This window comes from Arthrobacter sp. TJ-240 (assembly GCF_058269195.1).
In genome coordinates this window covers 145,617-172,356 of the sequence record NZ_JBZCNG010000008.1, presented here as the reverse complement: position 1 = coordinate 172,356, position 26,740 = coordinate 145,617, and the positions used below count along the sequence as shown (strand labels likewise).

Genomic DNA, 26,740 nt, shown 5'->3' with positions numbered 1-26,740 from the left:
CACCTCCGACTTCCTTGGGAGATCCATGGCTGAGATCAACCGGGACGACGTCGCGCACCTCGCGCGGCTCGCCCACATCGACATGAACGACGACGAGCTCGACCGCATGGCCGGCGAGCTCGCCGTGATCGTCGATTCCATCAAGTCCGTGAGCGAGGTGGCGGGCGACGACGTCCCCGCGACCAGCCACCCCATCCCGCTGAGCAACGTGTTCCGCGACGACGTGGTGGGGGAGACGCTCAGCAACGAGGAGGCTCTCCTCGGCGCGCCGGACAACGCCGACGGCCGCTTCAAGGTCCCGGCCATCCTGGACGGGGAGTAACCCATGACCGACCTGATCCACCTCTCAGCCGACACCCTCGCGCAGAAGCTCGCGGCGAAGGAGGTCTCCGCCGTCGAGGTGACGCAGGCCCACCTCGACCGCATCGGCGCCGTCGACGGCGCCATCAACGCGTTCCTGCACGTCAACACGGACGAGGCGCTGCTCGTCGCCGCCGGGGTCGACAAGGCCCGCGCCGACGGCGACACCCTGCACCCGCTCGCCGGCGTGCCCATCGCCGTGAAGGACCTCATCGTCACGAAGGGCCAGCCCACCACGGCCGGCTCGAAGATCCTCGAGGGCTGGCAGAGCCCCTACGACGCCACCGTGGTCCGCAGGCTCCGCGCCGCGAAGATGCCGATCCTCGGCAAGACCAACCTCGACGAGTTCGCCATGGGCTCCTCGACCGAGCACTCCGCGTTCGGCCCCACCCGCAACCCGTGGGACCTCGACCGCATCCCCGGCGGCTCCGGCGGCGGGTCCGCTGCCGCCGTCGCCGCCTTCGAGGCGCCCCTGGCCCTCGGCACCGACACCGGGGGGTCCATCCGTCAGCCCGGCGCCGTCACGGGGACCGTCGGCGTGAAGCCCACCTACGGCGGCGTGTCCCGCTACGGCGCGATCGCCATGGCGTCCTCGCTCGACCAGATCGGCCCCGTCTCCCGCACCGTCCTCGACAGCGCCCTGCTGCACGAGGTCATCGGCGGGCACGACCCGCACGACTCGACGTCGCTCACGGACCCCGTCGGTGCGCTCGTCGAGGCCGCACGCCTCGGCCAGGTCGAGGGGATGCGGATCGGCGTCATCAAGGAACTGCAGGGCGAGGGCTATCAGACCGGTGTCCTCACGCGCTTCTCCGAGTCGCTCGAACTGCTGCGCTCGGCAGGCGCCGAGATCGTCGAGGTCTCCTGCCCCAACTTCCGGTACGCGCTCGGCGCCTACTACCTGATCATGCCGTCCGAGGCGTCCAGCAACCTCGCCAAGTACGACGGCGTGCGCTTCGGCCTGCGTGTGGTGCCCGAGGGCACCCCGACGATCGAGCGCGTCATGGGCGCCACGCGTGCCGCCGGGTTCGGCGACGAGGTCAAACGGCGCATCATCCTCGGCACCTACGCCCTGAGCGCCGGGTACTACGACGCGTACTACGGCTCGGCGCAGAAGGTCCGTACGCTCATCCAGCGCGACTTCGCCGCCGCGTTCGAGCAGGCCGACGTGCTCGTCTCGCCGACCGCCCCGACCACGGCGTTCAAGCTGGGGGAGAAGCTCGACGACCCCCTGGCGATGTACCTCAACGATGTCGCCACCATCCCGGCGAACTTGGCCGGCGTCCCCGGCCTGTCGCTGCCCGGCGGCCTCGCGGACGAGGACGGGCTGCCGGTCGGCATCCAGCTCCTCGCCCCTGCCCGTAAGGACGCCCGCCTGTACCGCGTGGGCGCCGTCCTCGAATCACTGCTCGAAGCCACATGGGGCGGGCCCCTGCTGGCCCAGGCCCCGGAGATCACACAGAGTGCAGGTGGGAAGTAATGACTGCAGTAACCGATGAGGTCCTGACCTTCGACGAGGCCATGGAGAAGTACGATCCCGTCCTCGGGTTCGAGGTCCACGTGGAGCTCAACACGAAGACCAAGATGTTCTCCTCCGCGCCCAACGCGTTCGGGGACGTACCCAACACCAATGTCACGCCCGTGGACCTCGGCCTGCCCGGCGTCCTGCCCGTCGTCAACGGCGTGGCCGTGGAGTCCGCGATCAAGATCGGCCTCGCGCTGAACTGCAAGATCGCCGAGAAGTGCTACTTCGCGCGGAAGAACTACTTCTACCCGGACACCCCGAAGAACTTCCAGACCTCCCAGTTCGAGGACCCGATCGCGTACGACGGGCACATCGACATCGAGCTCGCCGACGGCACCGTGTTCACCGTCGAGATCGAGCGCGCGCACATGGAGGAGGACGCCGGCAAGCTCACCCACATGGGCGGCTCGACCGGCCGTATCCAGGGCGCCGAGTTCTCCCTCGTGGACTACAACCGTGCGGGCGTGCCCCTCATCGAGATCGTCACCAAACCCATCGTCGGTGCCGGCTCGCGGGCTCCCGAGCTCGCGAAGGCGTACGTCGCGGCGATCCGGGAGATCGTGAAGAACCTGGGCGTCTCCGACGCCCGCATGGAGCGCGGCAACGTGCGCTGCGACGCGAACGTCTCCCTGAAGCCCAAGGGCCAGGAGAAGTTCGGCACCCGCACCGAGACGAAGAACGTCAACTCCCTGCGGGCCGTCGAGCACGCCGTCACCTACGAGATCCAGCGCCACGCCGCCGTCCTCGACTCCGGCACGCCGATCCTGCAGGAGACGCGCCACTGGCACGAGGACACGCGCTCGACGACGTCGGGACGTCCCAAGTCCGACGCCGACGACTACCGCTACTTCCCGGAGCCGGATCTCGTGCCCGTCGTGACGAACGAGGCATGGATCGAGAAGCTCCGCGCCGAACTGCCCGAGCCTCCCGCCGAGCGCCGCAAGCGCCTCCAGGGCGACTGGGGCTACTCGGACGCCGAGTTCCGCGACGTCGTCAACGCCGGGGTGATGTCCTCCATCGAGGACACGATTGCCGCGGGTGTGAGTGCCGCCGTCGCCCGCAAGTGGTGGATGGGCGAGATCTCCCGCCGCGCGAAGCTCGCCGACGTCGAGCCCGCGGAGCTCGGCGTCACACCCGAGCTGATCGTGGAGCTCAACGCACTCATCGAGTCCGGCAAGATCAACGACAAGCTCTCCCGCGACGTGCTCGACGGCGTCCTCGCCGGTGAGGGCACGCCTGCTGAGGTCGTGGAGAAGCGCGGCCTGGCGGTCGTGTCCGACGACGGACCCCTCCTCGAGGCCATCGACGGCGCCCTCGCGGCCCAGCCGGACGTCGCCGAGAAGATCCGCGGCGGCAAGATCCAGGCCGTCGGGGCGATCGTGGGCGGCGTCATGAAGGCGACCCGCGGACAGGCCGACGCGGGCCGTGTCCGCGAGCTCATCCTGCAGCGCCTCGGCGTCGAGGGGTAGCGCGCTTTTCCAGGAGGGTCCGATGGCGGTGATGCCGCAGGCGGAGTTCGACGTCGCGCCGCCGCTCGTCGTCGCGCTGCTCGCCGCGCAGATGCCGGATCTCGCACACCTGCCGGTCCGGGCCGTCGGCGGCGGATGGGACAACACGCTCTTCCGGCTGGGGGAGGACCTCGTGGTGCGCCTGCCCCGGCGCGCCGTCGCCGACGCGCTGATGGTCGCCGAGCAGCAGTGGCTCCCGGGCCTCTCGGCGTCCCTGTCCGTGCCGACGTCGGCGCCCCTGCGGACCGGCGGCCCCGGCTGCGGCTATCCGTGGCACTGGTCCGTGTCCCGATGGATCGGTGGGGTCAGCGGCCTCACCGTCCCGCGACCCGGGCGCTCCTCCGCGGCCGTTCCGCTTGCACGATTCCTCGCCGAGTTCCAGCGTCCCGCGCCGCGGGACGCCCCTGTCAGTCCCGTGGGCCGCGGCGGTCCGCTGGCGGCGCGCGACGACGTCGTCCGGGCGCGGCTCGCGTCGCTGCCGGTGATCCCCGGTGTGTCCGCTGCGCTGCTGCTGGAGGTATGGGAGGCGTCCCTCGCGGCACCGGCCTGGTCGGACGCGCCGCTGTGGCTGCATGGTGACCTGCATCCGGCCAACGTGGTCCTCGGTCCCGGCGGCGCGCTGGCCGGCGTCGTGGACTTCGGCGACCTGTGCGCCGGGGACCCGGCGACGGACCTCGCCGCCGCCTGGCTGCACTTCAACCCCGCCGACCGTGCCGCGTTCCGCACCGCACTCGAGGCGCTGCGCCCCACCGACGCCGCGACCTGGGCTCGCGCGAGGGGCTGGGCGGTGAGCCTGGGCAGCGCGCTGGCGGCGGCGTCGGACGATGCCCCCGCCGTCCACGCGCTCGGCGTCGAGATCCTCGCGGCGGTCCTGGAGGACTGACCGGCGCCGTCCTGCGCCTGGTCGCACTGAACCCGGCGCGGCGGCCCGGACCCGTGGCAGCCACCCCGAACGGGCCCCACCCGGCGGCCGCTGGTAGTGTTGCCCCGGGCAATATCCCGCCCTGCACCCGTACCGCCAGGCCCAGCCCATCCCGCTGGAGGACCGGGCGGCCTGGAAGGAACCGTTCAGTGAAGGCGCTGTACAAATCCGGGGCTCATCCCGGCTTCGAACTCGTGGACCGGCCAGAACCCGATGCGGGGTGGGGCGAGGTCAAGATCCGGGTCATCACCACCGGCATCTGCGGGACGGACCTCCACATCGAGAGCTGGGACTCGTGGGCGCAGGGCATGATCTCGGCGCCCCTCATCCCCGGCCACGAGTTCTACGGCGAGGTCGTCGCGCTCGGGGACGGCGTCCGCGACATCCGCATCGGTGATCGCGTCTCCGGCGAAGGGCACATCGTCTGCGGGATCTGCCGCAACTGCCGGGCCGGCCGCCGACAGATGTGCATCCACACCTCGAGCGTCGGCGTGCAGCGCGACGGTGCGTTCGCGGAGTTCGTCGTCGTCCCCGAGACCAACGTCTGGGTGCACGACGCGACCATCACCCCCGAACTCGGCGCCGTCTTCGACCCCTTCGGCAACGCCGTCCACACCGCGCTCAGTTTCCCGCTCGTCGGCGAGGACGTCCTCATCACCGGGGCCGGCCCCATCGGGCTCATGGCCGTCGCCGTCGCCCGCCATGCAGGGGCCCGGAAGATCGCGATCACCGACGTCTCCGCCCCGCGCCTCGAGCTCGCCCGCCGCGTGGGCGCCGACATCGCCGTCGACGTCAGCCGCATGCGCGTCGCCGACGCCCAGCGCGAGCTCGGCATGAAGGAGGGTTTCGACATCGGGATGGAGATGTCGGGCCACGCGACCGCCCTGCCCGAGATGATCGACAACATGAACCACGGCGGGAAGATCGCGATGCTCGGTCTGCCGTCCGGCCCCATCTCCATCGACTGGGGCAAGGTGGTGACGCATATGCTCACCCTCAAGGGCATCTACGGACGGGAGATGTTCGAGACCTGGTACGCGATGAGCGCCATGCTGCAGTCCAACCGGACGCTGCGCGAGGCGGTCGCGTCCGTGGTCACCGACTGCCTGCCGGCGAGTCAGTGGCAGCAGGGCTTCACAACAGCGCGCGACGGCGCCAGCGGCAAAGTGGTCCTCGACTGGACCACCTTCTAGGAAGCAGGAACACCATGTACTCAGCAGTCCGCGACCAGCTCGCCGGTGAACTCGACGACATCCGCAGCGCAGGCCTCTTCAAGCACGAGCGGCGCATCTCCTCACCGCAGTCCAGCCATATCACGGCCGGAGCGCTCGACGCCGGGGACGCGGACGTCCTCAACTTCTGCGCGAACAACTACCTCGGCCTGGCCGACCACCCGGACATCATCGCCTCGGCCAAGACGGCTCTCGACGAGCGCGGGTTCGGCATGGCCTCGGTGCGCTTCATCTGCGGCACCCAGGACCTCCATCTCGACCTCGAGCGGCGCGTCTCGCAGTTCCTCGGCACCGAGGACACCATCCTCTTCTCCTCCTGCTTCGACGCGAACGGCGGGGTCTTCGAATCCCTCCTGGGCGCGGAGGACGCCGTGATCTCGGATGCGCTGAACCACGCGTCGATCATCGACGGCATCCGCCTGTCCAAGGCCCAGCGCTTCCGCTACGCGAACCGGGACATGGCGGACCTCGAGGCGAAGCTGCAGGAAGCCTCGGGCGCGCGGCGCCGGCTCGTCGTGACCGACGGCGTCTTCTCCATGGACGGCTACCTCGCACCGCTCGAGGCCATCTGCGACCTCGCCGAGCGGTACGGCGCGATGGTCATGGTGGACGACTCCCACGCCGTCGGCTTCATGGGCGCGACCGGCGCCGGGACGCCGGAGCACGCGGGTGTCGCCGAGCGCGTGGACATCTTCACGGGCACCTTCGGCAAGGCGCTCGGCGGGGCGTCGGGCGGGTACGTCGCCGCCCGCGCCGAGATCGTCGCCCTGCTGCGCCAGCGGGCCCGCCCGTACCTGTTCTCCAACTCCCTCGCGCCGTCCATCGTCGCCGCGACGCTCACGGCGCTGGACCTCGTGCAGAGCAGCGGAGAGCTCCGGGAGACCCTCGCTCGTAATGCAGCCCTCTTCCGCCGCCGCATGACGGAGGAGGGGTTCGACCTCCTGGAGGGGGAGCACGCCATCATCCCGGTGATGTTCGGTGACGCCGTGCTCGCCGCAAGGACCGCCGATGCCATGCTCGCGCACGGCGTCTTCGTCACCGCCTTCAGCTACCCCGTGGTCCCGAAGGGCGCCGCCCGCATCCGCGTGCAGCTCTCCGCCGCGCACACCGGGGAGGACATCGAGGCCTGCGTGCAGGCGTTCGTCGCCGCCCGCGCCGAGGTGGCAGAAGGCACGGCCGACGTCGGCGACGTCCCCGGCGCGCACGTGGGGTGAGGACCAGGCCCCGATGGGGGAGGCCCGCCCTAGGATGACGGGATGACCTCCCTCGAGTGCGACGTCCTGATCATCGGCGGCGGGATCGCCGGCCTCTCCCTGGCGTCCGCCCTCGCGCCGTTCTCCAGCGTGGTCCTCGTCGAGGCGGAGGGCACGCTCGGGTACCACACGTCGTCGCGCTCGGCCCGGCAGCTCATCCCGAGCTACGGGCCCGCACCGGTGCTCGACCTCACACGCCGCACCCTCGACCTGCTCTCCGGCGTCCAGTCCTCCACCGGGCTTCCGCTCACCGTTCCGCGGTCCTTCCTGCTCATCGGCTCGGAGGCCGACGTCGCCGCGAGGTCCAGCGACTCGATGCACCCCGTGTCCCACGCGGAGGCCCTGGAGCTGTGCCCGCAGCTCCGCCCGGAGGCCTTCGATGCAGCAGCCATCGATACGGACTGCGTCGGCACCGACACCGACCTCCTCCTCGAGTACCACCGTCGCCGCGCGAGCGACGACGGCGTCATCATCCTCACGGGTGCCGAGGTCACCTCGGCACGCTACGACGGCGCCGGGTGGACCGTCCGAGCGGGCTACCGGCCCATCACCGCGGAGGTCCTCGTCAATGCCGCCGGAGCCTGGGCCGACGGGGTCGCGGACGTGTGCGGTGTCGCGCCGCAGGGCCTGGTCCCACTCCGGCGTACCGCCGCGATCGTCACCGCGACCAATGCGCCCCCGGTCGGCACGCCCATGGTCGCGGCCGCCGACGAGTCGTTCTACTACCGGCCCGACGCCGAGGGCGTGCTCATCTCCCCGTGCGAGGCGGAGCCCGCCGAGCCCGGTGACGCCCAGCCGCACCCGGGTGATGTCGAGCGGCTCATCGAGCACCTGTCGACGGTCGCCGATCTGGGCATCACCGGTGTCACGCGGGCCTGGACCGGCCTGCGGACCCAGCGGGCGTCGGGCCTGCCCGTCGTCGGGTTCGACCCGGGGCATCCCGGCTTCTTCTGGCTCGCAGGGCAGGGAGGCTACGGCTTCCAGTCGTCGTCGGGAATCGCCGAACTGGCGGCGGTCCTGCTGACCGGGGCCGATCCGGCCGATCTCGGCGCCGACCCCGCGCGCATCACCGCCGCCGCCACGGCGCTCCGGCCCGGCTGAAGTGATCATCGGCGCCGTTCGATCACCTGGGACCGCGGCCCCGAACTGGCCCACCTGAACCTGCAAGCCCCAGCCGACCGGCTCGACGTGCTGCTCCAGCAGCCACTCCTTGACCTTGCCCGTAGTATCCACAGAAGAAGTGCACTCTACGAGGTGGGGGTAGCCATGGGTAGGAAAGCAGTCGGCAGGAGCTTCTCGAACATCACGTCGAATCGGTCCTCCGCTCTGCAGCTGGCTGTGGGTGCCATAATCGCCGCCGTCGGCGTGAATGTCATCGGTAATTCCCTGAGTTTCACCCTTGTCTCCGGATGGGACTTCGTGGTCGGCACCCTGGTGGTCCTCGCCGCCCTTGCCTATCTCGCGTGGCCGCGCATGAAACCCGCAACTTTCGAGCGCAGAATACGGGGCTTCATCCTCTACGACAAGCGATCGAACGAGCTTCTGCACGTGCCCGAATACGCCTTGGCTGCCGAAGCCGCCCAACTGCTCCAGGTGGGTCTCGCCGAAGACGGTGCGATCCGCAGCCTTTGGCATGGTTCTCCCATGTCCGGGATATCTTCCACCCCGGCTTATCCTTTCCGCCCCGCCAGTTCGTCCATCAATCTCCTGAACGACCTCCTCGAGTACCTGGTGTTGAAGCGTTTGGCCGCCGACCTCTCGACACATTTCGGCGCTGGACCCGGCGACGAGGGCAAGCTCCGCGACTACCGGATAGAGGATGCGCCCCAGGCGCTGTTTCAGAACCGGTTCCTGGAGCTGTTCTCGCGGCGGCCCGAGGACGGGGCATCGACTCCCGACATCCTGGATCAGGAGGGTTCGGTTCCTGGGGGTAGGACAGGCGAGGACGCTTACTCGAGCACGTCCACGCTACGACTCCCGGCAGACAGTTCATTGGGCAAACCCACGGACGGCGGGATAAATGTCAGCAGCCCCCAAGTCTCCGTTCGTATCCGCACGAACTTCTCCGGTTCCACTATCGACATACCTTCGCCGTTCATCGAGCACTACGTCGGCGTACGTCCCGGCAGCGCCGATGTTCAATCGTATTCGGCCGAGATGCATGTCAGCGTCGAAGTCCACGAGCCCATGCTGTTCAGTCGGAGCGCGCAGATCTACGCAGAATGGGTGGAGACCTTCATGGAGACCCTGGAGAGGCAGTATTCGGCTGATGCCTTCTTCGCACGAATCGGCTGGCCGCAGCTCGAGGCTGCGCTGAGAATACTCGGCGGGCCGAAGCCGAAGTGAGGTGCGTGCTCAGCGCGCGGAGCAAGGCGTCGGGAAGGCCCCTTCGACGCCTTCAGCGAACGGAGGCCCCACCGCGGCCCTGCCCCGCAAATCCCTAGCCGGAGCAGGTCTAGGATGGGCGCATGAACGTCATCGAAACACGCCTTCCCGGCATCGGGGTGCGGCGGGAGATCGTCACGGGCTCCGGCCGCAGGGTGGGCATCGTCGCGCAGCGCGACGGTGACCTCGACCTGATCATCTCGAAGGCGAGCGACCCGGATGCCTGTGTCGCCTCCATCCCGCTGACGCCCGAGGAGGCCGCGACCATCGGCAACCTGCTCGGCTCGCGGCAGCTCGTCGCGCAGCTGACGGAGGAGCACCGGGACCTGCCCGGCGTCTCCACGCGGCAGTTCCTGATCGAGCGCGGTTCGCCCTTCGACGGGCGGCCCCTCGCGGACACGCGCATGCGTTCGCGCTCCGGCGCCTCGCTCGTCGCGGTCCTCCGCTCGGGCCAGGTGCAGGCCTCGCCGACACCCGATTTCACCCTCACCGCCGGCGACCTGCTGGTGGTGGTGGGCACCTCCGAGGGCCTCGACGCCGCGGCGGACATCCTGCGCAACGGCTGAGCCGCCTGTGCACACGACAGCCCTGACCCTGATCGAACTCGGCGCCATCCTCCTGTCCCTCGGTATCCTCGGGCGGCTCGCCGGCCGGATCGGACTCTCGCCCATCCCGCTGTACCTCATCGGAGGCCTGTTCTTCGGCCAGGGCGGGTTCATCGAGCTCGAGGGGGTCATCGAGTTCAGCGAGGTCGCCAGCGAGATCGGCGTCGTCCTGCTGCTGCTCCTGCTCGGCCTCGAATACACGGCGAAGGAACTCGTCACCGGGCTCCGCCAGTCCTGGCTCGCCGGGATCGTCGACTTCGTCCTCAACTTCACCCCCGGCGCCCTCGTCGCCGTGATCCTCGACTGGGGGCCCGTCGCCGCCCTCGTCATGGGCGGCGTGACCTATATCTCGTCGTCGGGAATCGCCGCGAAGGTCATCAGCGACCTCGGCCGGCTCGGCAACCGGGAGACCCCCACCGTGCTCGCGATCCTCGTCTTCGAGGACCTCGCCATGGCCGTCTACCTGCCGGTGCTCACCGCGGTCCTCGCCGGGCTCAGCTTCGCCGGCGGGCTCGGCACGGTCGGCATCTCCCTGCTCGTGGTCACGCTCGTGCTGATCGTCGCCCTGCGGTGGGGCAACGTGGTCTCCGCCATCGTGGACAGCACCGACCGCGAGGTGTTCCTCCTGACGCTCATCGGCGCGGCCCTGCTCGTCGCCGGCCTCGCGTCCGCCCTGCAGGTCTCGGCGGCCGTCGGCGCGTTCCTGCTCGGCATCGCGATCTCGGGTGCGACGGCCGAGAACGCCGCGCGCATCCTCGAACCCCTGCGGGACCTCTTCGCGGCCATCTTCTTCGTCGTGTTCGGACTCAACACCGATCCCTCGTCCATCCCGCCGGTGCTCGGCGTCGCCCTGCTCCTGGCCGTGACCACCTCCGCGACGAAGATCGCGACCGGCTGGTGGGCCGCCGGCAGGCAGGGCATCGGGCGGATGGGGCGGGCGCGTGCCGGCACGGCGCTCGTGGCGCGCGGCGAGTTCTCGATCGTCATCGCCGGGCTCGCGGTGGCCTCCGGGGCCGTGATCCCGGAGCTGGCCGCCCTGGCCACCACGTACGTCCTGCTCATGGCCGTCCTCGGACCGGTGCTGGCGCGCCTCGCCGAACCGGCCATGGAACTGGCCGACCGCCTGCCGAAGCGACGCCCGCGAGCGGTCCCCGCACCCGGGAGTGCCTGAGCCGCGGGCGGTGATCGACGCTAGTCGTCGAGGATCTGGCCGATCGGTTCCCGTTTCTCGGCCTGGAACGTGTCCTCCTCCCGCCCGTACGCCCAGTAGCCCGAGAGCGAGACCTGCGGGCGCGCGAGCCCCTTGTCCTTGAACAGGACATCGCGCAGCGCCTTCATGGCACCCCGCTCGCCATGCACGAACGCGTCGACGCGCCCCTCGGGCCACGGCCCGGCAGCGACGGCGTCGGCGAGCAGCGTCGTCGTCCCCGCAGCCTGTCCCTCGCGCAGCAGCCAGTGCAGCTCGAGGCCTACGGGTGCCGCGAGCGGGATGATGTCCGCGACGCTGTCCACCTCGAGGTACGCGTGCCCGACGGCGGCGGGGTGCAGCGCCTCGAGGCCCGCGGCGATCGCAGGCAGGGCCGAGTCGTCACCTACGAAGAGGTGCCAGTCGGCGTCCTGGTCGGGTGACCACTTGCCGGAGGGGCCTATCAGCACGAGGGGATCCCCCGGTGCGGCGGCCGCGGCCCACGGTCCGGCGACCCCGGCGTCGCCGTGCACCACGAAATCGATGGCGAGCCGGCGGGACGCGGCGTCCAGCCAGCGGATCGTGTAGGTGCGCTTCACCGGCCGGTCGCCCGCCGGGAGTTCGTCCTTCAGTGCCGCGAGGTCGTAGGGCGGCACCAGACCGAGGTGCGGCTTCGCGAAGAGCAGCTTGGCGTAGCGGTCCGTCGCGTCGCAGTCCTGCAGGTCCGCGAAGCCCGGTCCGCCCGCCACCACGCGCACCAGGTGCGGGCTGAGCCACTGCTTCTCGAGCACGGTGAGGACCGCCTGCGGACGCGGCGGCTTGCGGGAGGGCTGGGCGGCGGCAGACGACATGGGGGAGGACACGGGGGCGCTTCTTTCTGCAGGGGGTCAGGCCACCCTAACAACGTTCACTGGAGCGGCGCTGGGAGCGCCTCCAGCGCCGCGGCGAGCAGCGAGCCGTCATCCACGAGGAGGCGGGCGGCCTCGATCTCGGGGGCGAGGTACCGGTCCGTGCCCGGGCCCTCCACGTCCTGGCGCAGGCGCTGCCGGACGGCCGTGATCGGGCCGGAGCTGCGGTAGCCGGACACGGCTCCGCCGTCGCGCATGTCGAGGGCCCTCGCGGCGGTCAGGATCTCGATGGCGAGCACCCGCGTGAGGCCGTCGACGGCGCGGCGCAGCTTGAGGCCGGCGGCCCAGCCCATGGACACGTGGTCCTCCTGCATCGCGGAGGAGGGGATGGAGTCCACGGACGCCGGGTTCGCGAGGCGCTTGAGCTCGGACACGATGCCCGCCTGCGTGTACTGCGCGATCATGTGCCCGGAGTCCACGCCGGGGTCGTGGGCGAGGAAGGCGTTGAGACCGTGGCTGCGGGCCTTGTCGAGGAAGCGGTCGGTACGGCGTTCGCTCATGGAGGCGACGTCGGCGACGGCGATCGCGAGGAAGTCGAGCACGTAGCCCACCGGGGCGCCGTGGAAGTTGCCGTTCGACTCGATGCGCCCGTCCGGGGTGATCACCGGGTTGTCGATCGCGGACCCCAGCTCGACCGCGGCGACCGCCTCGGCGTGGGCGAGGGTGCCGCGCGCTGCGCCGTGTACCTGGGGCGCACACCGCAGGGAGTAGGCGTCCTGCACGCGCGTGAACCGGTGCCGGCCGGTCTCGGACGTCAGCTGTTCACTGATGAGCGGGGATCCCGCGAGCAGTGCCCGGATGTTCGCCGCCGAGGCCACCTGCCCGGGGTGGGGCCGGAGGGCGTGCAGGTCCTCGGCGAACACGGCGTCGGTGCCGAGGAGTCCCTCGACGCTCATCGCCGCGGCGAGATCCGCCGTGGTCAGGAGCCTGCGGAGGTCGGTGGCGGCGAGGACCAGCATGCCGAGCATGCCGTCCGTCCCGTTGATGAGCGCCAGGCCCTCCTTCTCGCGGAGTTCCACGGGGGTGATCCCGGCGGCGGCGAGGGCCTCGGCGGCGGGCACGAGATCCCCTACGGCGTTCCGTACGTGGCCCTCGCCCATGAGCGCGAGCGCCACGTGGGAGAGCGGTGCGAGGTCGCCTGAGCAGCCGAGCGACCCGTACTCGCCGATCACGGGGGTGATGCCGGCGTTGAGCAGCGCAGCGGAGGTGGACGCGACGAGGGGGCGGACCCCCGTGCGGCCCGTCGCCAGGGTGGAGAGGCGCCCGAGCATCAGGCCGCGCACCACCTCGCGGTCCACCTCGGCGCCGGAGGACGCCGCGTGGCTGCGGATGAGGCTGCGCTGCAGCCGGGTGCGCTGGTCGAGCGGGATGTGCCGGGTGGCCAGGGCGCCGAAGCCGGTGGAGACGCCGTAGTGCGGGGTGCCGTCGTCGACGAGCGACTCGACGACCGTGCGGGAGGCGGCCATCGCGGCCAGGGCCTCGGGGGCGAGCTCCACGGGGGCGTCGTTCCGGGTGACGGCGACGACGTCGGCGGGGGGCAGGGGGCCGGTGCCGACGATCACGGGAGGCTGGGACACGGTCCGCCTCGCTTCCTGCGGTTGCTACCGCTATTGCCATTGAGTGGAAAGGACGTTTCAATAAGTGAAAGCTACGGCGGGTATTAGTGCAAGGAGGCGAGCATGGCGGAATCCTCGACCCGCACCGTGGAGCGAGCGCTCGTCCTCCTCGGTGCGGTCTGCGACGCCGGGTCCCTCAGCCTCGCGGACGCGGCACGGGAGGCCGAGCTGTCGGCGTCGACGGCGCTGCGCCTGCTGCGCACGCTCGAGGGCACCGGCTTCGTGCGGCGCGACCCGCTCGGCGCCTACCGGCCCGGACTCCGCGTGGTGCAGCTCGGTGCGCAGGCCCTCGGCCACGAATCGCTCGTCTCCCTCTCCGAACCCGCCCTCGAACGGCTCGTGCGGCAGACGGGGGAGTCGGCGTACCTGAGCGTCCCCTCGCACGACGGCGAGGGCGTCTACCTCGCGATGCGTGAGGGTACTCACTCGGTCCGCCACGCCAGCTGGGTGGGCCGCAGCATCCCGCTGGAGGGCACCGCCGTCGGCGCGGTCCTCGCGGGCGGACCGCCGGCCGGCGGCTTCGTCGTCGTGCGCGACGGCATCGAGGCCGACGTCACCGCGATCGCCGCGCCCGTCTCGCCCGGCGGCCGGCCCTCCGCTGCGCTCAGCGTCGTCGTCCCCAGCTACCGCATCACCGACGCCGGGGCCCGCCGCATCGGGGCGCTCGTCGCGCAGGAGGCGGCAGCGGTACTGAGCCGGACGGACGAACCCGCCGCCGACACCACCCGAGGAGAACCAGCATGACCAGCCCCCCGAGTTCCCGGCACGACCCTTCCCGCTCCATCCGCGCGGCCCGCGGCACGCACCTCACGGCGAAGAGCTGGCAGACGGAGGCGCCGCTGCGCATGCTCATGAACAACCTCGACCCCGAGGTGGCCGAGCGCCCCGAGGACCTCGTGGTCTACGGCGGCACGGGCCGCGCGGCACGCAGCTGGGAGGCGTACGACGTGATCGTCCGCACCCTGGAGACCCTCGAGGACGACGAGACGCTCCTCGTGCAGTCCGGCAAGCCCGTCGGCGTGTTCCGCACCCATGCGTGGGCGCCGCGGGTGCTGCTCGCCAATTCCAACCTCGTGGGCGACTGGGCCACCTGGCCCGAGTTCCGGAGGCTCGAGGCCGAGGGCCTCATGATGTACGGGCAGATGACGGCCGGGTCATGGATCTACATCGGCACGCAGGGCATCCTCCAGGGCACGTTCGAGACCTTCGCGGCGGTCGCCCGCAAGCGCTTCGGCGGCACCCTCGCCGGCACCCTGACCCTCACCGCGGGCTGCGGCGGTATGGGCGGCGCGCAGCCGCTCGCCGTCACGCTCAACGGAGGCGCCGTCCTGATCGTCGACGTCAGCGAGGCGCGGCTGCGCCGCCGCGTGGCGAAGCGGTACCTGGACACCGTCGCGGACACGCTCGACGACGCCGTGGCGCAGGTCCTCGCCGCGAAGCATGACGGGCGCCCCCTGTCGGTCGGCGTGGTCGGGAACGCCGCGGCGGTCTTCCCCGAGCTGCTGAGGCGCGGGCTCGACGTCGACATCGTCACCGACCAGACCTCCGCCCACGACCCGCTCAGCTACCTGCCCGAGGGCATCGCCCCCGACGAGTGGGACCGTGAGGCCGCCGCCGACCCCGAGGGCTTCACCAAGAAGGCACAGGCCTCGATGGCCCTGCACGTCGAGGCGATGGTCGGCTTCCTCGACGCCGGCGCCGAGGTCTTCGACTACGGCAACTCGATCCGCGACGAGGCCCGCACGGGCGGCTACGGGCGCGCCTTCGACATCCCCGGGTTCGTCCCCGCGTACATCCGCCCGCTCTTCTGCGAAGGGCTCGGCCCGTTCCGCTGGGTGGCGCTGTCCGGTGATCCGGCGGACATCGCCGTCACGGACGCCGCCCTCAAGGACCTGTTCCCGGACAACGGGCACCTGCACCGCTGGCTCGACGCCGCCGCGGAGCACGTGGAGTTCGAAGGCCTGCCCGCACGCATCTGCTGGCTCGGCTACGGGGACCGCGCCAAGGCGGGCCTCCTCTTCAACCGGCTCGTCGCGGAGGGGAAGGTGTCGGCGCCCATCGTCATCGGCCGCGACCACCTGGACTCCGGCTCCGTCGCCTCGCCCTACCGCGAGACGGAGGCCATGGCGGACGGCTCCGACGCGGTCGCCGACTGGCCCCTCCTGAACGCGCTGCTCACCACAGCGTCCGGGGCCACGTGGGTCTCCATCCACCACGGCGGCGGCGTCGGCATCGGCCGCTCCATCCACGCCGGACAGGTCTCGGTGGCCGACGGCACCGACCTCGCCGCCCGGAAGCTCGAACGCCTCCTGACGAACGATCCGGGCACGGGCGTCATCCGCCACGTCGACGCCGGCTACGAGCGGGCCCGCGAGGTCGCCGCCGAGCGCGGCGTGCGCATCCCCATGGAATCCTGAGTACACGACCCCTCGGAAGGTAGCCCATGCAGACCGTCTCCTCAGTGCTCGACTCCATCAGCGACGTAGGACGGGACGCCGCCCGCGGCGGCTACTCGCGCGGCGTGTTCACCCCCGCCGAGCAGTCGCTGCGGGAGTGGTTCTCCGCCGAGGCCGCCGCGCGCGGACTGTCCGTGGAGACCGACCGGAACGGCATCCTCTGGGCCTGGTGGGACGCGACGGACAGCCGCGACGGCGCCCTCGTCACCGGCAGCCACCTCGACTCCGTGCCCGGCGGCGGGGCGTTCGACGGCCCCCTCGGCGTCGCCTCCGCGCTCGTCGCCGTCGACCTCCTGCGGGAGCGCGGCATCCAGCGGCACCGCTCCCTCGCGGTCACGGTGTTCCCGGAGGAGGAGGGCTCGCGCTTCGGTGTGTCCTGCCTCGGCTCCCGCCTGCTCACCGGGACCCTGGACCCGGATCACGTGCGGACCCTCACGGACGCCGACGGCACCACGTTCGCCGACGCCTCCCGAGCCGCGGGACTCGACCCGGCACACCTCGGCCGGGACGAGGAGGCGATCCGGCACATCGGCGACTTCGTGGAACTGCACGTGGAGCAGGGGCGCGGGCTCATCGACCTGGACTCGGCCGTCGCGATCGGGTCCACCATGCTGGGGCACGGCCGCTGGCGCCTGTCCATCACGGGTCAGGGCAACCATGCCGGTACCACCCTCATGGCCGACCGCGCCGACCCGATGATCGCCGCCGCCCAGGTGGTGCTCGCCGCGCGCAGGGTCGCAGCCGAGCAGGACGGCGCGCGCGCCACCGTCGGACGCCTGCAGCCCGTGCCCGGCGGCACCAACGTCATCGCCTCCCGCGTGGACCTCTGGCTCGACGTCCGGCACGAGGAGGACGCTGTGACGGCGTCGCTCATCGAGAAGATCCACGGCCAGGCCCAGAAGATCTGCGCCTTCGAGGGCTGCCGCGCCACCCTGACCGAGGAGTCGCGCAGTGGCACGGTCCACTTCGACGGGGCACTGCAGCGCACGCTCGGTCTTGCCCTCGGCCGCTCCTTCCCGGGCGCTCCCACGTTGCCGACCGGCGCGGGGCACGACGCCGGCATCCTGGGGACGATCGCGCCGACCGCCATGCTGTTCGTCCGCAACCCCACGGGCATCAGCCACTCGCCCGAGGAGTTCGTCGAGCGCGAGGACGCCGACGCCGGCGCCACCGCGCTCGCCGACGTCCTCGAAGACCTGCTGTGACGCAGCCCGCGGCGCGCGCCCTCTGGTGCGAGCACGCCTGGCTGGGGGCCGGGGGTGTGGCGGACGCCCTCCGGGTCGAGGTCGACGACGCCGGCCTCGTGGTGAGCGTGCTGGCCGGCGTCCCCGCACGAGACGGCGACGCGGTCCTGCGGGGTGTGGCTTTCCCCGGTGCCGCGAACGCCCACTCCCACGCGTTCCACCGCGCCCTGCGTGGCCGCACCCACGGCACGGTGGGGGGCGGGACGTTCTGGACGTGGCGGGAGACCATGTACCGCGCGGCGAACACCCTCACGCCCGAGCTCTACGAGGAGCTCGCGACCGCCGTGTACGCCGAGATGGTGGTGGCGGGCTGGACGAGCGTCGCCGAGTTCCACTACGTCCACCACCGGGTGGACGGGACCCCGTACGGGCAGGGGGACGACGCGGACGCGCACGGAGAGCACGCCATGGAGCTGGCACTCGCCCGCGCGGCCGTCCGGGCCGGGATCCGGCTGACGCTGCTCGACACCTGCTACCTCGCCGGCGGCTTCGGGCTCCCGCCCGAGGAGGGCCAGCGCCGGTTCTCCGACGGGACCGCCGCGCGCTGGCTCGAACGCCTCGCCTCCCTGCGCGCCGCCGTCACCGCGCAGTACCCGGCTCACCGGGTGACGGTAGGGGCTGCCCTCCATTCCGTGCGCGCCGTCCCCGAGCAGGACCTGGCCGTCGTCGCGCGGCACCTGCCGGCCGACCTGCCCCTGCATGTGCACCTGTCCGAGCAGCCCGCGGAGAACGAGGACTGCCTGCGGGCCACGGGCCGCACCCCGACCGCGCTGCTCGACCGGCACGGCCTCGTGACCGACCGACTGTCCGCCGTGCACGCCACCCACGTGAGCGACCGGGACATCGCCGTGCTCGCCGATGCAGGGGCCGTGATCGTCGTCTGCCCCACCACCGAGGCGGACCTCGCGGACGGGATCGGACCGGCCGGCGACTTCCAGGCGGCGGGAGCGAGGCTCGCCCTCGGCACCGACCAGCACGCCGTCGTGGACCCCTGGCTGGAGATGCGGGCCCTCGAGCACGGCGAGCGCCTGCGCACCGGACGGCGCGGGCACTTCGATCCGGAGCGGTTGCACGGCATCGTGGCGCTCGGCGGGGCCGCCGCACAGGGACGCCCCGGCCCGGGCTTCGCTCCGGGCCGTGCCGCCGATTTCATGGCCGTCGATCCGCGCAGCGCGCGCACCGCCGGGTCCGCCCGGGAGCAGCTCGCGTACACGGCGACGGCGCAGGACGTCACGGGCGTCGTCGTCGGTGGGGTCCTCGTGGCCCGGGACGGCGTCCATGCGGCGCTCGGCGCTCCGGGGCCCCTGCTGGCCGCCGCCATCGACCGCCTCGACGCTGCGGCCGCGGCGGACGGGCCCGGCCGCCCGGTGACACACCACGCGCAGCCCCGGGAGCGCTGATGTCCGTCCTGATCACGAACATCGGCGAACTCATGACGCAGGACACCGACGGCGCGGTCCTTCGGGACGCCGCCGTCGTCCTCGAGGGGGAGCGCATCAGCTGGATCGGCCCGGCCGCACGCGCGCCCACAGCAGATGAGGCGTACGACGCCGGCAACCGTGCCGGCCTGCCGGGCTGGGTCGACAGCCACACGCACCTCGTGTTCGCCGGCGACCGGACGGCGGAGTTCGAGGCGCGCATGGCAGGGCAGGAGTACGCGGCGGGCGGCATCGCCGTGACCGTCGGGGCGACACGCGCCACGGGGGACTACGACCTCACGCGGCTCCTGCTGGCCCGCGTCGCCGAGGCCGCGGCGGGCGGCACCACCTATCTCGAGACGAAGACGGGCTACGGCCTGGACATCGGGCACGAGGCCCGCAGCGCGCGCATCGCCGCCGGCGTGGTGGACGAGGTCACCTACCTCGGCGCGCACCTCGTCCCGGACGGGGCGGACGCCGACGCCTACACCGACCTCGTGGCCGGCCCCATGCTCGACGCCGTCCTGCCCCACGTCCGCTGGGCCGACGTCTTCTGCGAGACGGGCGCCTTCACCGCGGACCAGGCGCGGCACGTGCTGGAGGCCTGCGCCGCCGCCGGCCTCGGCCTGCGCGTGCACGGCAACCAGCTCGGACCGGGCGACGGCGTCGCGCTCGCCGTGGAGCTCGGCGCCGCCAGCGTGGACCACGCCAACCACCTGTCCGACACCGACGTCGCGGCACTCTCGGGGACCTGGTCCGGCTTCGCCGACGGAGCAGCGCCCGGCACCGTCGCCACGTGCCTGCCGGCCTGCGACCTCTCAACGCGCCAGCCGTTCCCGCCCGCGCGGAGACTGCGCGACGCCGGCGTGCAGCTCGCCCTGGCCAGCAACTGCAACCCCGGCACGTCCTACACCAGCTCCATGGCCTTCTGCGTCGCCACGGCCGTGCTGCAGATGGGGCTGACCGTGCACGAGGCGGTCCGCGCAGCGACCTACGGCGGAGCGCTCGCCCTGCGCCGCCACACGGGGGACGACGCCGACGGCCGCCGCGCCGTCGGCTCGCTCGCCGTCGGGCACCGCGCCGACCTGCAGCTGCTCGACGCGCCGTCCGCCACGCACCTCGCCTACCGGCCCGGGATGCCCCTCGTGCACGCCGTCTGGAAGGCAGGCCGCCGGGTGCGCTAGGACTCCCCGCGGCCGGCGTCCGGCTGGGAATCCCCGGCAGCCGCTGCGAGGATAGCGCCATGCCTGCCGAGCCCGCATCCACCGCGCCGACCGCCGACCACCCCCACCTCGATGCCGCGGCGCGCAGGCGGCGCATCACGGCGGAGCTGCTGATCGTCTTCGGGCTCTCGCTCGGGCAGTCGGGTGTGTACGCCGTGGTGAACCTGGCGGAGAAGTTCACACGGGGGCCGCTCGCGGCGCAGACCACCACCCTGAACCCGGTGCTCAACGACCGGCAGTACTTCGACCTCGCCTACCAGCTCCTGGACATCCTCTTCGCGCTGGTGCCCGTGGCACTCGTGCTGTTCCTGCTGGGCGGGCACGGGGTGTCGGCGTTCCGGCGCCTCGGGTTCACGTTCGAGAAACCGCTGCGCACGGTCGGCTTCGGGGTGGGCCTCGCGGTGATCATCGGCGTCGGCACCCTCGGCGTGTACGCCGCCGGCCGCGCCCTCGGCATCACCACGGCCCTGGTGCCCGCCGCCCTCGATTCCTACTGGTGGACCGTCCCTGTGCTCGTCCTGTCCGCGGTGCGGCACGCGGTGCTGGAGGAGGTCATCGTGGTGGGCTACCTGTTCATCCGCCTGCGGGAGCTCGGCTGGTCCACGCCCGCCATCATCCTCACGAGCGCGCTGGTGCGCGGCAGCTATCACCTGTACCAGGGGTTCGGGCCGTTCATCGGGAACGTCCTGATGGGACTGCTGTTCGCCTGGTTCTACACGCGCACCCGGAGGGTCATGCCGCTCGTGATCGCCCACGCCCTCATCGACACCGCGGGGTTCGTCGGGTTCGCGCTCCTCGGGCCCGCCATCGGTATCGGCGGCTGAATAAGCCAAGCCTTGCTTTCCTTATTTGCGGACGTAAATCATGACTAAATTATCCGACAATTGCGGTGTTACCGTGAATTCATCCAGTCAGGAGCGCACGGTTCCAGCCGGGCCGCTACGGGGTGAACCAGGAGGAACGATGAGCGTCGTCACGAGTGTCTCCGAGTGCAGTGTCCACAACTGCTCGTTCAACCACGACGGCTGTACAGCCGTCGCCATCACGGTGTCCGGGAGCGAGGAGCACGCGTCCTGCGCCACCTTCATCGACACGTCGATCAGCGGAGGCCTCCCGAAGATGCTCGCGCATGTCGGGGCCTGCCAGCGTTCGGAGTGCTCGTTCAACCACGACCTGCTGTGCACCGCCGCCGCGGTGAAGGTGGGTCCGGGCGCCGAGGCCGCGGACTGCCTCACCTACACGCACGCCTGATCCACGCGCACAGCGCGAACGGGCGGACGAGGAAGGGACCGGACGGATCGTCCGGTCCCTTCCTGGTGATACGACTTCCTGGTAATACGATGCGTCAGATCTCGATGCGGCCGTCGGCGGTCTCGAATGTCACGGACATGATGCCCGGCGTGCCCCTGGGCGCGATCCACTGGACCTGCACGCCGTCGAGCGTCGCCTCGACGTCCGTGCCGAGCCATTCCGTGACGCGCTCGGAGGACCCGGCGATGGTCAGGCAGTCCAGTTTCACCGAGGCAGGTCGGGCCTTCGAGGGATGCAGGGGCTCGGTCCCGTCGTCCCACCGCAGCAGGTAGGGGACCTGGGGATCAGCGATGAGCCCCTTGATGCCGATCTGCTGCCAAGTGAGCTCCTGGCCGTCGGGGAACTTGCGGTTGCCGGGGACCGCGCTGCGGCCGAGGCGCTCCTCGAAGGGGCCCAGGTCGTCCACGGCCACGCACCAGCCCATCCAGCCGCCGCCGGCCTCGGACCGGGCGCGGACGGCCTGTCCGAACGGCGCCTTGTCCGACGCGGGGTGGTTGAGGACCTCGACGACCTCGAGGTACTGACCGTTGGCCAGCGGGAAGATCATGTTCCGGGTGCCGAAGCGGGGATGCACCCCGCCCTTCACCGGCTCCATGCCGAGCCGGGCCGAGATGCGATCGGCAGTCGCGGCAAGTCCATCGGGTTCACAGGCGTAAGAGACGTGGTCCAGGCGCATGCCGACAGTGTGGCACTAAGTGATGTGCGTCTCGACTTAGGCTGCCCTTACTCCTGATCCTGCCCCTGCACCGGGCGCACGGTGCGCCCTCCTTCACGCAATGTCACACGTGTTGCCGGATCCGCCCAGATGGGTTTCCATGGATGCAGGTCATGAGTGCCAGCACGAAGCCCCGGCTTGCTGGCCGGCAACCCTCCAACCGCGGTGGGGTGCCCCGGGTGAGGACCAGGTGCGGCGCCAGACCGGCGTCGCGCAAGCGCGGGCTCCTGCGGAGTCGATGCTTCCTTCGGTGGTGACCCGTCGGCAGGAGCAGCGGACGAGGAGGAGCCCCTTCGACAGGGAGCACCATGTCCAACGATTGGTCCTTTGAGACACGCCAGATCCACGCCGGCCAGGTGCCGGATCCAGCCACGGGGGCGCGTGCGCTGCCCATCTACCAGACGACGTCGTTCGTCTTCCCGAGCGCGGAGAGCGCCGCGAACAGGTTCGCGCTGGCGGAGCTCGCCCCGATCTACACGCGTATCGGGAATCCCACCCAGGAGGCCGTCGAGACCAGGATCGCGAGCCTCGAGGGCGGGGTCGGCGCGCTGCTGCTCGCCTCCGGGCAAGCCGCGGAGACCTTCGCCGTGCTCAACGTCGCCGAGGCCGGGGACCACATCGTGGCCAGTCCCAGCCTCTACGGCGGCACCTACAACCTCTTCAAGCACACCCTGAAGAAGTTCGGCATCGAGACCACCTTCGTGGAGGACCCGGACGACCTCGGGCAATGGCGGGCCGCCATCCGCCCGAACACCAAGCTGTTCTTCGGCGAGGTGGTCTCCAATCCGCGGCAGGACGTCCTCGACCTGGAGGGCATCAGCGCCGTCGCCCACGAGCACGGGCTGCCCCTGATCGTGGACAACACGCTGTCCACGCCGTACCTGATCCGGCCGATCGAGTGGGGCGCCGACATCGTGGTGCACTCCGCCACGAAGTACCTGGGCGGGCACGGTACCGCGATCGCCGGCGTGATCGTGGACTCGGGGAACTTCGACTTCGCGCAGTACCCGGAGAGGTTCCCGGGCTTCAACACGCCGGACGAGAGCTATAACGGGCTCGTCTACGCACGCGATCTCGGGGTGGGCGGCGCGCTCGGCGCCAACCTCGCGTACATCCTGAAGGCGCGGGTGCAGCTGCTGCGCGACCTCGGGTCCGCCGTCTCGCCCTTCAACGCCTTCCTCATCGCCCAGGGGCTGGAGACCCTCAGCCTGCGCCTGGAGCGCCACGTGCAGAATGCGCAGGCGGTCGCCGAGTGGCTCGAGGGGCACGACGACGTCGAGGGCGTCGCCTACGCGGGGCTCAGCTCCAGTCCCTGGTACGAGCGCGGGAAGAAGTACGGGCGCAACGGCACGGGGGCGATCGTCAGCTTCGACATCGCCGGCGGGCTGGAGGCGGGCAAGCGCTTCGTGGACGGCCTCGAGCTGCACTCCCACGTCGCGAATGTGGGTGACGTCCGCTCGCTCGTCATCCACCCGGCGTCGACCACGCACAGCCAGCTCGGGGCGGAGGCGCAGCTCGCGGCCGGCGTGCGTCCGGGCCTGGTGCGGCTCGCCGTGGGCCTGGAGAACATCGACGACATCCTCGCCGACCTCGACGCGGGCTTCCGCGCCGCCAAAGGAGCCTAACCCTTCGTGACCACCCACCCTGCTGCCTACCCTGCTGCGCCGTCGCACCCCGGGATCGGCGGCGCACCGGGAGACGGACTCCTGCGCGTCCTGCCGATCGGGCCGCTGGCCCTGGAGACCGGGGGCGAGCTGCCCGATGTCCAGCTCGCCTACGAGACCTGGGGGCGGCTCGACCCGGACGGCTCCAACGCCGTGCTCGTGCAGCACGCCCTGACGGGCAGCTCCCACGTGGCGCGCGGCGCCTCGGAGGAGGAGGGCTGGTGGGACGCCCTCGTGGGGCCTGGCCGCACGGTGGACACCGACCGCTACTTCGTGGTGTCCGTCAACATGCTGGGAGGCTGCTACGGGTCGACGGGCCCGGCAAGCCTCGCACCCGACGGCACACCCTGGGGATCGCGGTTCCCGTTCGTCACCATCCGCGACGCCGTGCGGGCGGAGGCCCTGCTCGCGGACCGGCTCGGCGTCGACCGCTGGCACTCCGTGATCGGCGGGTCCATGGGCGGGGCGCGCGCCCTCGAGTGGGCACTGATGTATCCGCAGCGCGTGGAGCGGTGCGCCGTTGTCGCCTGCACAGCCGCCAGCTCGGCCGAACAGATAGCGTTCGCCCAGGCACAGCTGCAGGCCATCCGCCTCGACCCGGCGTACCGTGGCGGGGACTACTACGACGGCCCGCATCCGGAGGCGGGCCTCGGCCTCGCCCGGCGCATCGCGCACATCACCTACCGATCCGAGCAGGAGCTGGAAGCGCGCTTCGGCCGCGCGGTGCAGGACGGCGAGCAGCCCTTCGGTGCCGTCCTGCCCGCCGGCCGGGGCCGCTACCAGGTGGAGAGCTACCTCGACCACAAGGCGGAAAAGCTGGTGGAGCGCTTCGACGCCAACAGCTACGTCGTCCTGACCGAGGCGCTCATGAGCCACGACGCGGCCCGCGCGCGCGGGAGCCTCGACGGCGCCCTGGGTGGGGCGACGGCCGAGTTCTTCATCGCCGCCGTGGACACCGACCGGCTGTACTTCCCCGAGCAGTCACGGCGCCTGGCCGCCGGACTGCCCGGGGAGGTGCCCGTCCACATGATCTCCTCGGCCGTAGGCCACGACGCCTTCCTCACGCAGATCCACCAGATAGACGACCAGCTCCGTGCCGCCTTCTACCCGGACGCGCATCTATCGGTTGGGTTTCCTCCGGCAGCCACCTAGGCTGGGAGCTAAGCCTGCTTACGAATGAGTGGCGGGCATGTCCGGGGCGTCCGCCGCGGACCCATCGACGCGAGGAGCTGTTCATGGAACTGAGCACCATCGGCTGGAACCAGGAAGCACGCGACAAGATCCTGCTGGACTCGGACCGTGCCCTGCAGGGTGCGGTCCGCGAGGCCGTGGAGACCATGGGAGGGAAGTCCCGCGACGAGGTCTACGAGTTCCTCTTCCAGAAACTGCAGCCGCAGTTCGTGGACTTCAAGCCCGGGCCCGACCTCAGCGCCTGCGCCGACGCGGTGGCGAACGGCGAGGTCTCGCTCGACGCCTGAGCACGCGACGGCGCTCGTCCGCCGAGTTATTCGGCGGCGCCCGGCGGCATGCCCGGCCCGAAGATCGGTTCGGGCTCGGGACGCTTGGCGAGCACGCCGTCGCCCGACGACTGGTGGCGCAGCCGCCGGAGCACCCACGGCACGAAGTACTCGCGGGCCCAGACGAGGTCCTCCGCCCGGGCCGCACGCCAGGTCCGGGCGGGGAGGTCCTTGGGGTGCAGCGGTTCGAGCGTGTGCCGGACCGCGAGGGTATCCAGCACCATCGCGGCAATGGTGTGGTGGCCGAGCGGCGAGAAGTGCAGGCGGTCGGAGGACCACATCTGCGGGTTCGTGAGCTGCCGCAGCGCCCACATGTCGGCGATGACCGCCTCATGGCGGGACGCGATCGTGCGCAGATTCTCGTTGTAGATGGCGGTCTTCGAGCGGATGCTGCCGAGCACCGTCTCACGGACGTCCGGCCCCGTGAAGAGCACCACGGTGGCACCCCTGGAGGCGAGGTCCGCGACGACGGCGTCGAGCTTCTCCGCCAGCACGTCAGGGTCGCCGCCGGGCCTGATCAGGTCGTTCCCGCCCGCCGAGATGGTCACCAGGTCGGGGTGCAGGGCCAGGGCGGGCTCCACCTGCTGGTCGATGATCTGCTGCAGCAGGCGTCCGCGGACCGCGAGGTTCGCGTAGGCGAAATCGTCCTGCCCGCGGGCCAGCTCCTCCGCGACCCGGTCGGCCCAGCCGCGATTGCCGCCGATGCTCTCGGGGTTCGGGTCGCCGATGCCCTCCGTGAAGGAGTCACCGAGGGCGACGTAGCGGTGCCAGGGGTGCGGCTCCGAGTGGAGGACCGGATCGATCATCGGCCCGTTCGGGATCGGGTCGCTCGCCTCCGGCAGGGGAGTCTCTGCGCTGGGTGGGGTCACCGGGCCATTGTTGCAACTGACGCTGCGGCGCGCCAACGAATCCGGCCCGCGCCGGCCGGGCCGCTCCCGTCGCCGGACGCCGGAGCGGGCCGTGCCAGAATGGAAATCATGACTGACACCGCCCGCGGCACGGCTGCACCCCCCGTCGGCTCCTGGGATCCGGTGGTCCTCTGGTCGAAGCCCGAGCCCGAGCGGGAGGGCACACCCCTGCTCGTGCTGTTCCACGGGTACATGGCCGACGAGAAGGACCTGATGGGCCTCACCGACCACCTGCCGGACGAGTTCACCGTGGCATCGGTGCGGGCACCGCGGCCGGCGGGCCCCGGCTTCTCCTGGTTCCCGCTGGCGCGCGAGGACGACTACTCGGTGGACCGTGTGGTGGAGAGCGTCGGCGCCGTCTCCCAGTGGCTGGACACCGTGCGCGGCAACCACTCCAGTGTCAGCATCCTCGGCTTCTCCCAGGGCATGGGTGTCGCGACGTCGCTGCTGCGGCACCGGCCCGCGGACTTCGCGTGCGTCGTCGGGCTCTCGGGCTTCGCCGTTCCCGCCGAGGACCGCGCCTTCTTCCGCGACGAGGAGGCCGCGGCCGCGCGGACGCCGTTCTTCTGGGGGAGGGACCAGGAGGATCCCGTCATCACGCCCGAGATGATCGAGTTCACGCACGCCTGGCTGGTGAGGCACACCACGCTGACCAAGATCCTCTACCCGAACATGTTCCACAGCATCAACCCGCAGGAGCTCATGCACGTCCGTGAGTTCCTGAGCATGACGGTCCTCGGACGACGCTGACCGGCACGACTCGGACCGGCACGACGCGCGGCCG

The 26,740-nt window shown here is 71.3% G+C and carries 25 protein-coding genes and 1 riboswitch; of the genes, 21 read left to right on the top strand and 4 right to left on the bottom strand.

The window, feature by feature from the left end:
• Positions 1-25 precede the first annotated feature (25 nt).
• From gatC to AC4D2C_RS17420, 10 genes are all read left to right on the top strand, one after another.
• The gene (gatC, locus tag AC4D2C_RS17465) at positions 26-322 is read left to right on the top strand and encodes an Asp-tRNA(Asn)/Glu-tRNA(Gln) amidotransferase subunit GatC (protein WP_490908308.1); all 297 of its coding nucleotides are present in this window, start codon (positions 26-28) and stop codon (positions 320-322) included.
• Positions 323-325: 3 nt separating this feature from the next.
• Positions 326-1,840 carry an Asp-tRNA(Asn)/Glu-tRNA(Gln) amidotransferase subunit GatA gene (gene gatA, locus AC4D2C_RS17460; protein WP_490916071.1) on the top strand — a complete coding sequence of 505 codons (1,515 nt, stop codon included), beginning with the start codon at positions 326-328 and terminating at the stop codon, positions 1,838-1,840.
• Complete coding sequence (gene gatB / locus AC4D2C_RS17455; RefSeq protein WP_490916070.1) at positions 1,840-3,354, top strand: Asp-tRNA(Asn)/Glu-tRNA(Gln) amidotransferase subunit GatB; 1,515 nt, start codon at positions 1,840-1,842, stop codon at positions 3,352-3,354. Before gatA ends, gatB begins: the two co-directional genes overlap by 1 nt.
• A 22-nt stretch (positions 3,355-3,376) precedes the next feature.
• Positions 3,377-4,276, top strand: coding sequence for an aminoglycoside phosphotransferase family protein (locus AC4D2C_RS17450; protein ID WP_490916069.1), 900 nt, complete (start codon positions 3,377-3,379; stop codon positions 4,274-4,276).
• 188 nt (positions 4,277-4,464) lie between these two features.
• A complete protein-coding gene (gene tdh / locus AC4D2C_RS17445; RefSeq protein ID WP_490916068.1) occupies positions 4,465-5,508 on the top strand; it encodes an L-threonine 3-dehydrogenase in 1,044 nt (347 codons plus the stop codon).
• A gap of 14 nt (positions 5,509-5,522) precedes the next feature.
• Positions 5,523-6,761, top strand: coding sequence for a glycine C-acetyltransferase (locus AC4D2C_RS17440; RefSeq protein WP_490916067.1), 1,239 nt, complete (start codon positions 5,523-5,525; stop codon positions 6,759-6,761).
• A 42-nt stretch (positions 6,762-6,803) separates the two neighbouring features.
• The gene (locus tag AC4D2C_RS17435; RefSeq protein WP_490916066.1) at positions 6,804-7,901 is read left to right on the top strand and encodes an NAD(P)/FAD-dependent oxidoreductase; all 1,098 of its coding nucleotides are present in this window, start codon (positions 6,804-6,806) and stop codon (positions 7,899-7,901) included.
• Between the two features lie 165 nt (positions 7,902-8,066).
• The gene (locus tag AC4D2C_RS17430; RefSeq protein ID WP_490916065.1) at positions 8,067-9,146 is read left to right on the top strand and encodes a hypothetical protein; all 1,080 of its coding nucleotides are present in this window, start codon (positions 8,067-8,069) and stop codon (positions 9,144-9,146) included.
• Positions 9,147-9,268: 122 nt separating this feature from the next.
• The gene (locus AC4D2C_RS17425) at positions 9,269-9,751 is read left to right on the top strand and encodes a cation:proton antiporter regulatory subunit (RefSeq protein WP_490908300.1); all 483 of its coding nucleotides are present in this window, start codon (positions 9,269-9,271) and stop codon (positions 9,749-9,751) included.
• 7 nt (positions 9,752-9,758) lie between these two features.
• Positions 9,759-10,961, top strand: coding sequence for a cation:proton antiporter (locus tag AC4D2C_RS17420; RefSeq protein ID WP_490916064.1), 1,203 nt, complete (start codon positions 9,759-9,761; stop codon positions 10,959-10,961).
• A 20-nt stretch (positions 10,962-10,981) separates the two neighbouring features.
• Here the strand turns inward: AC4D2C_RS17420 and AC4D2C_RS17415 are convergent, their stop codons facing one another.
• Together AC4D2C_RS17415 and hutH are read right to left on the bottom strand one after the other, a co-directional pair.
• Positions 10,982-11,827: a siderophore-interacting protein gene (locus AC4D2C_RS17415; protein WP_490916100.1), complete on the bottom strand. Its 846-nt coding sequence runs from the start codon at positions 11,825-11,827 to the stop codon at positions 10,982-10,984.
• Between the two features lie 56 nt (positions 11,828-11,883).
• Entirely contained in the window at positions 11,884-13,461 is a 1,578-nt protein-coding gene (gene hutH, locus AC4D2C_RS17410) for a histidine ammonia-lyase (protein ID WP_490916063.1), read from the bottom strand.
• A 102-nt stretch (positions 13,462-13,563) separates the two neighbouring features.
• On the opposite strand from hutH, the gene AC4D2C_RS17405 reads away from it, so the two are divergent.
• From AC4D2C_RS17405 to AC4D2C_RS17375, 7 genes are all read left to right on the top strand, one after another.
• On the top strand, positions 13,564-14,244 hold the full coding sequence (locus tag AC4D2C_RS17405; protein WP_490916062.1) for an IclR family transcriptional regulator: 681 nt from the start codon (positions 13,564-13,566) through the stop codon (positions 14,242-14,244).
• A complete protein-coding gene (gene hutU / locus AC4D2C_RS17400; RefSeq protein WP_490916061.1) occupies positions 14,241-15,917 on the top strand; it encodes a urocanate hydratase in 1,677 nt (558 codons plus the stop codon). The genes AC4D2C_RS17405 and hutU overlap by 4 nt, the downstream gene beginning before the upstream one ends.
• Before the next feature lie 26 nt (positions 15,918-15,943).
• Positions 15,944-17,161 (top strand): allantoate amidohydrolase, encoded by a 1,218-nt coding sequence (locus AC4D2C_RS17395; protein WP_490916060.1) that lies wholly within the window; start codon positions 15,944-15,946, stop codon positions 17,159-17,161.
• A complete protein-coding gene (locus AC4D2C_RS17390; protein WP_490916059.1) occupies positions 17,158-18,600 on the top strand; it encodes a formimidoylglutamate deiminase in 1,443 nt (480 codons plus the stop codon). Before AC4D2C_RS17395 ends, AC4D2C_RS17390 begins: the two co-directional genes overlap by 4 nt.
• Entirely contained in the window at positions 18,600-19,802 is a 1,203-nt protein-coding gene (locus tag AC4D2C_RS17385; RefSeq protein WP_490916058.1) for an amidohydrolase family protein, read from the top strand. The genes AC4D2C_RS17390 and AC4D2C_RS17385 overlap by 1 nt, the downstream gene beginning before the upstream one ends.
• A 59-nt stretch (positions 19,803-19,861) precedes the next feature.
• A complete protein-coding gene (locus tag AC4D2C_RS17380) occupies positions 19,862-20,665 on the top strand; it encodes a CPBP family intramembrane glutamic endopeptidase (RefSeq protein ID WP_490916057.1) in 804 nt (267 codons plus the stop codon).
• 139 nt (positions 20,666-20,804) lie between these two features.
• Positions 20,805-21,092 carry a DUF1540 domain-containing protein gene (locus tag AC4D2C_RS17375; protein WP_490908291.1) on the top strand — a complete coding sequence of 96 codons (288 nt, stop codon included), beginning with the start codon at positions 20,805-20,807 and terminating at the stop codon, positions 21,090-21,092.
• A gap of 94 nt (positions 21,093-21,186) precedes the next feature.
• Here AC4D2C_RS17375 and AC4D2C_RS17370 read toward each other — a convergent pair whose 3' ends face one another.
• Positions 21,187-21,828, bottom strand: a complete 642-nt coding sequence (locus AC4D2C_RS17370) for a VOC family protein (protein ID WP_490908290.1) — start codon at positions 21,826-21,828, stop codon at positions 21,187-21,189.
• 148 nt (positions 21,829-21,976) lie between these two features.
• A riboswitch (SAM riboswitch) is annotated at positions 21,977-22,093 on the top strand.
• Positions 22,094-22,175: 82 nt separating this feature from the next.
• On the opposite strand from AC4D2C_RS17370, the gene AC4D2C_RS17365 reads away from it, so the two are divergent.
• From AC4D2C_RS17365 to AC4D2C_RS17355, 3 genes are all read left to right on the top strand, one after another.
• Positions 22,176-23,492: a bifunctional o-acetylhomoserine/o-acetylserine sulfhydrylase gene (locus tag AC4D2C_RS17365; protein WP_490916056.1), complete on the top strand. Its 1,317-nt coding sequence runs from the start codon at positions 22,176-22,178 to the stop codon at positions 23,490-23,492.
• A 54-nt stretch (positions 23,493-23,546) separates the two neighbouring features.
• Positions 23,547-24,683: a homoserine O-acetyltransferase MetX gene (gene metX, locus AC4D2C_RS17360; RefSeq protein WP_490916099.1), complete on the top strand. Its 1,137-nt coding sequence runs from the start codon at positions 23,547-23,549 to the stop codon at positions 24,681-24,683.
• A gap of 83 nt (positions 24,684-24,766) precedes the next feature.
• Positions 24,767-25,009 carry a hypothetical protein gene (locus AC4D2C_RS17355; protein WP_334209295.1) on the top strand — a complete coding sequence of 81 codons (243 nt, stop codon included), beginning with the start codon at positions 24,767-24,769 and terminating at the stop codon, positions 25,007-25,009.
• A gap of 26 nt (positions 25,010-25,035) precedes the next feature.
• Here AC4D2C_RS17355 and AC4D2C_RS17350 read toward each other — a convergent pair whose 3' ends face one another.
• Complete coding sequence (locus tag AC4D2C_RS17350; protein WP_490916098.1) at positions 25,036-25,854, bottom strand: SGNH/GDSL hydrolase family protein; 819 nt, start codon at positions 25,852-25,854, stop codon at positions 25,036-25,038.
• 171 nt (positions 25,855-26,025) lie between these two features.
• Between AC4D2C_RS17350 and AC4D2C_RS17345 the strand changes: the two genes are divergently transcribed.
• Complete coding sequence (locus tag AC4D2C_RS17345) at positions 26,026-26,706, top strand: alpha/beta hydrolase (protein ID WP_490916055.1); 681 nt, start codon at positions 26,026-26,028, stop codon at positions 26,704-26,706.
• The last annotated feature ends 34 nt before the right edge of the window (positions 26,707-26,740 follow it).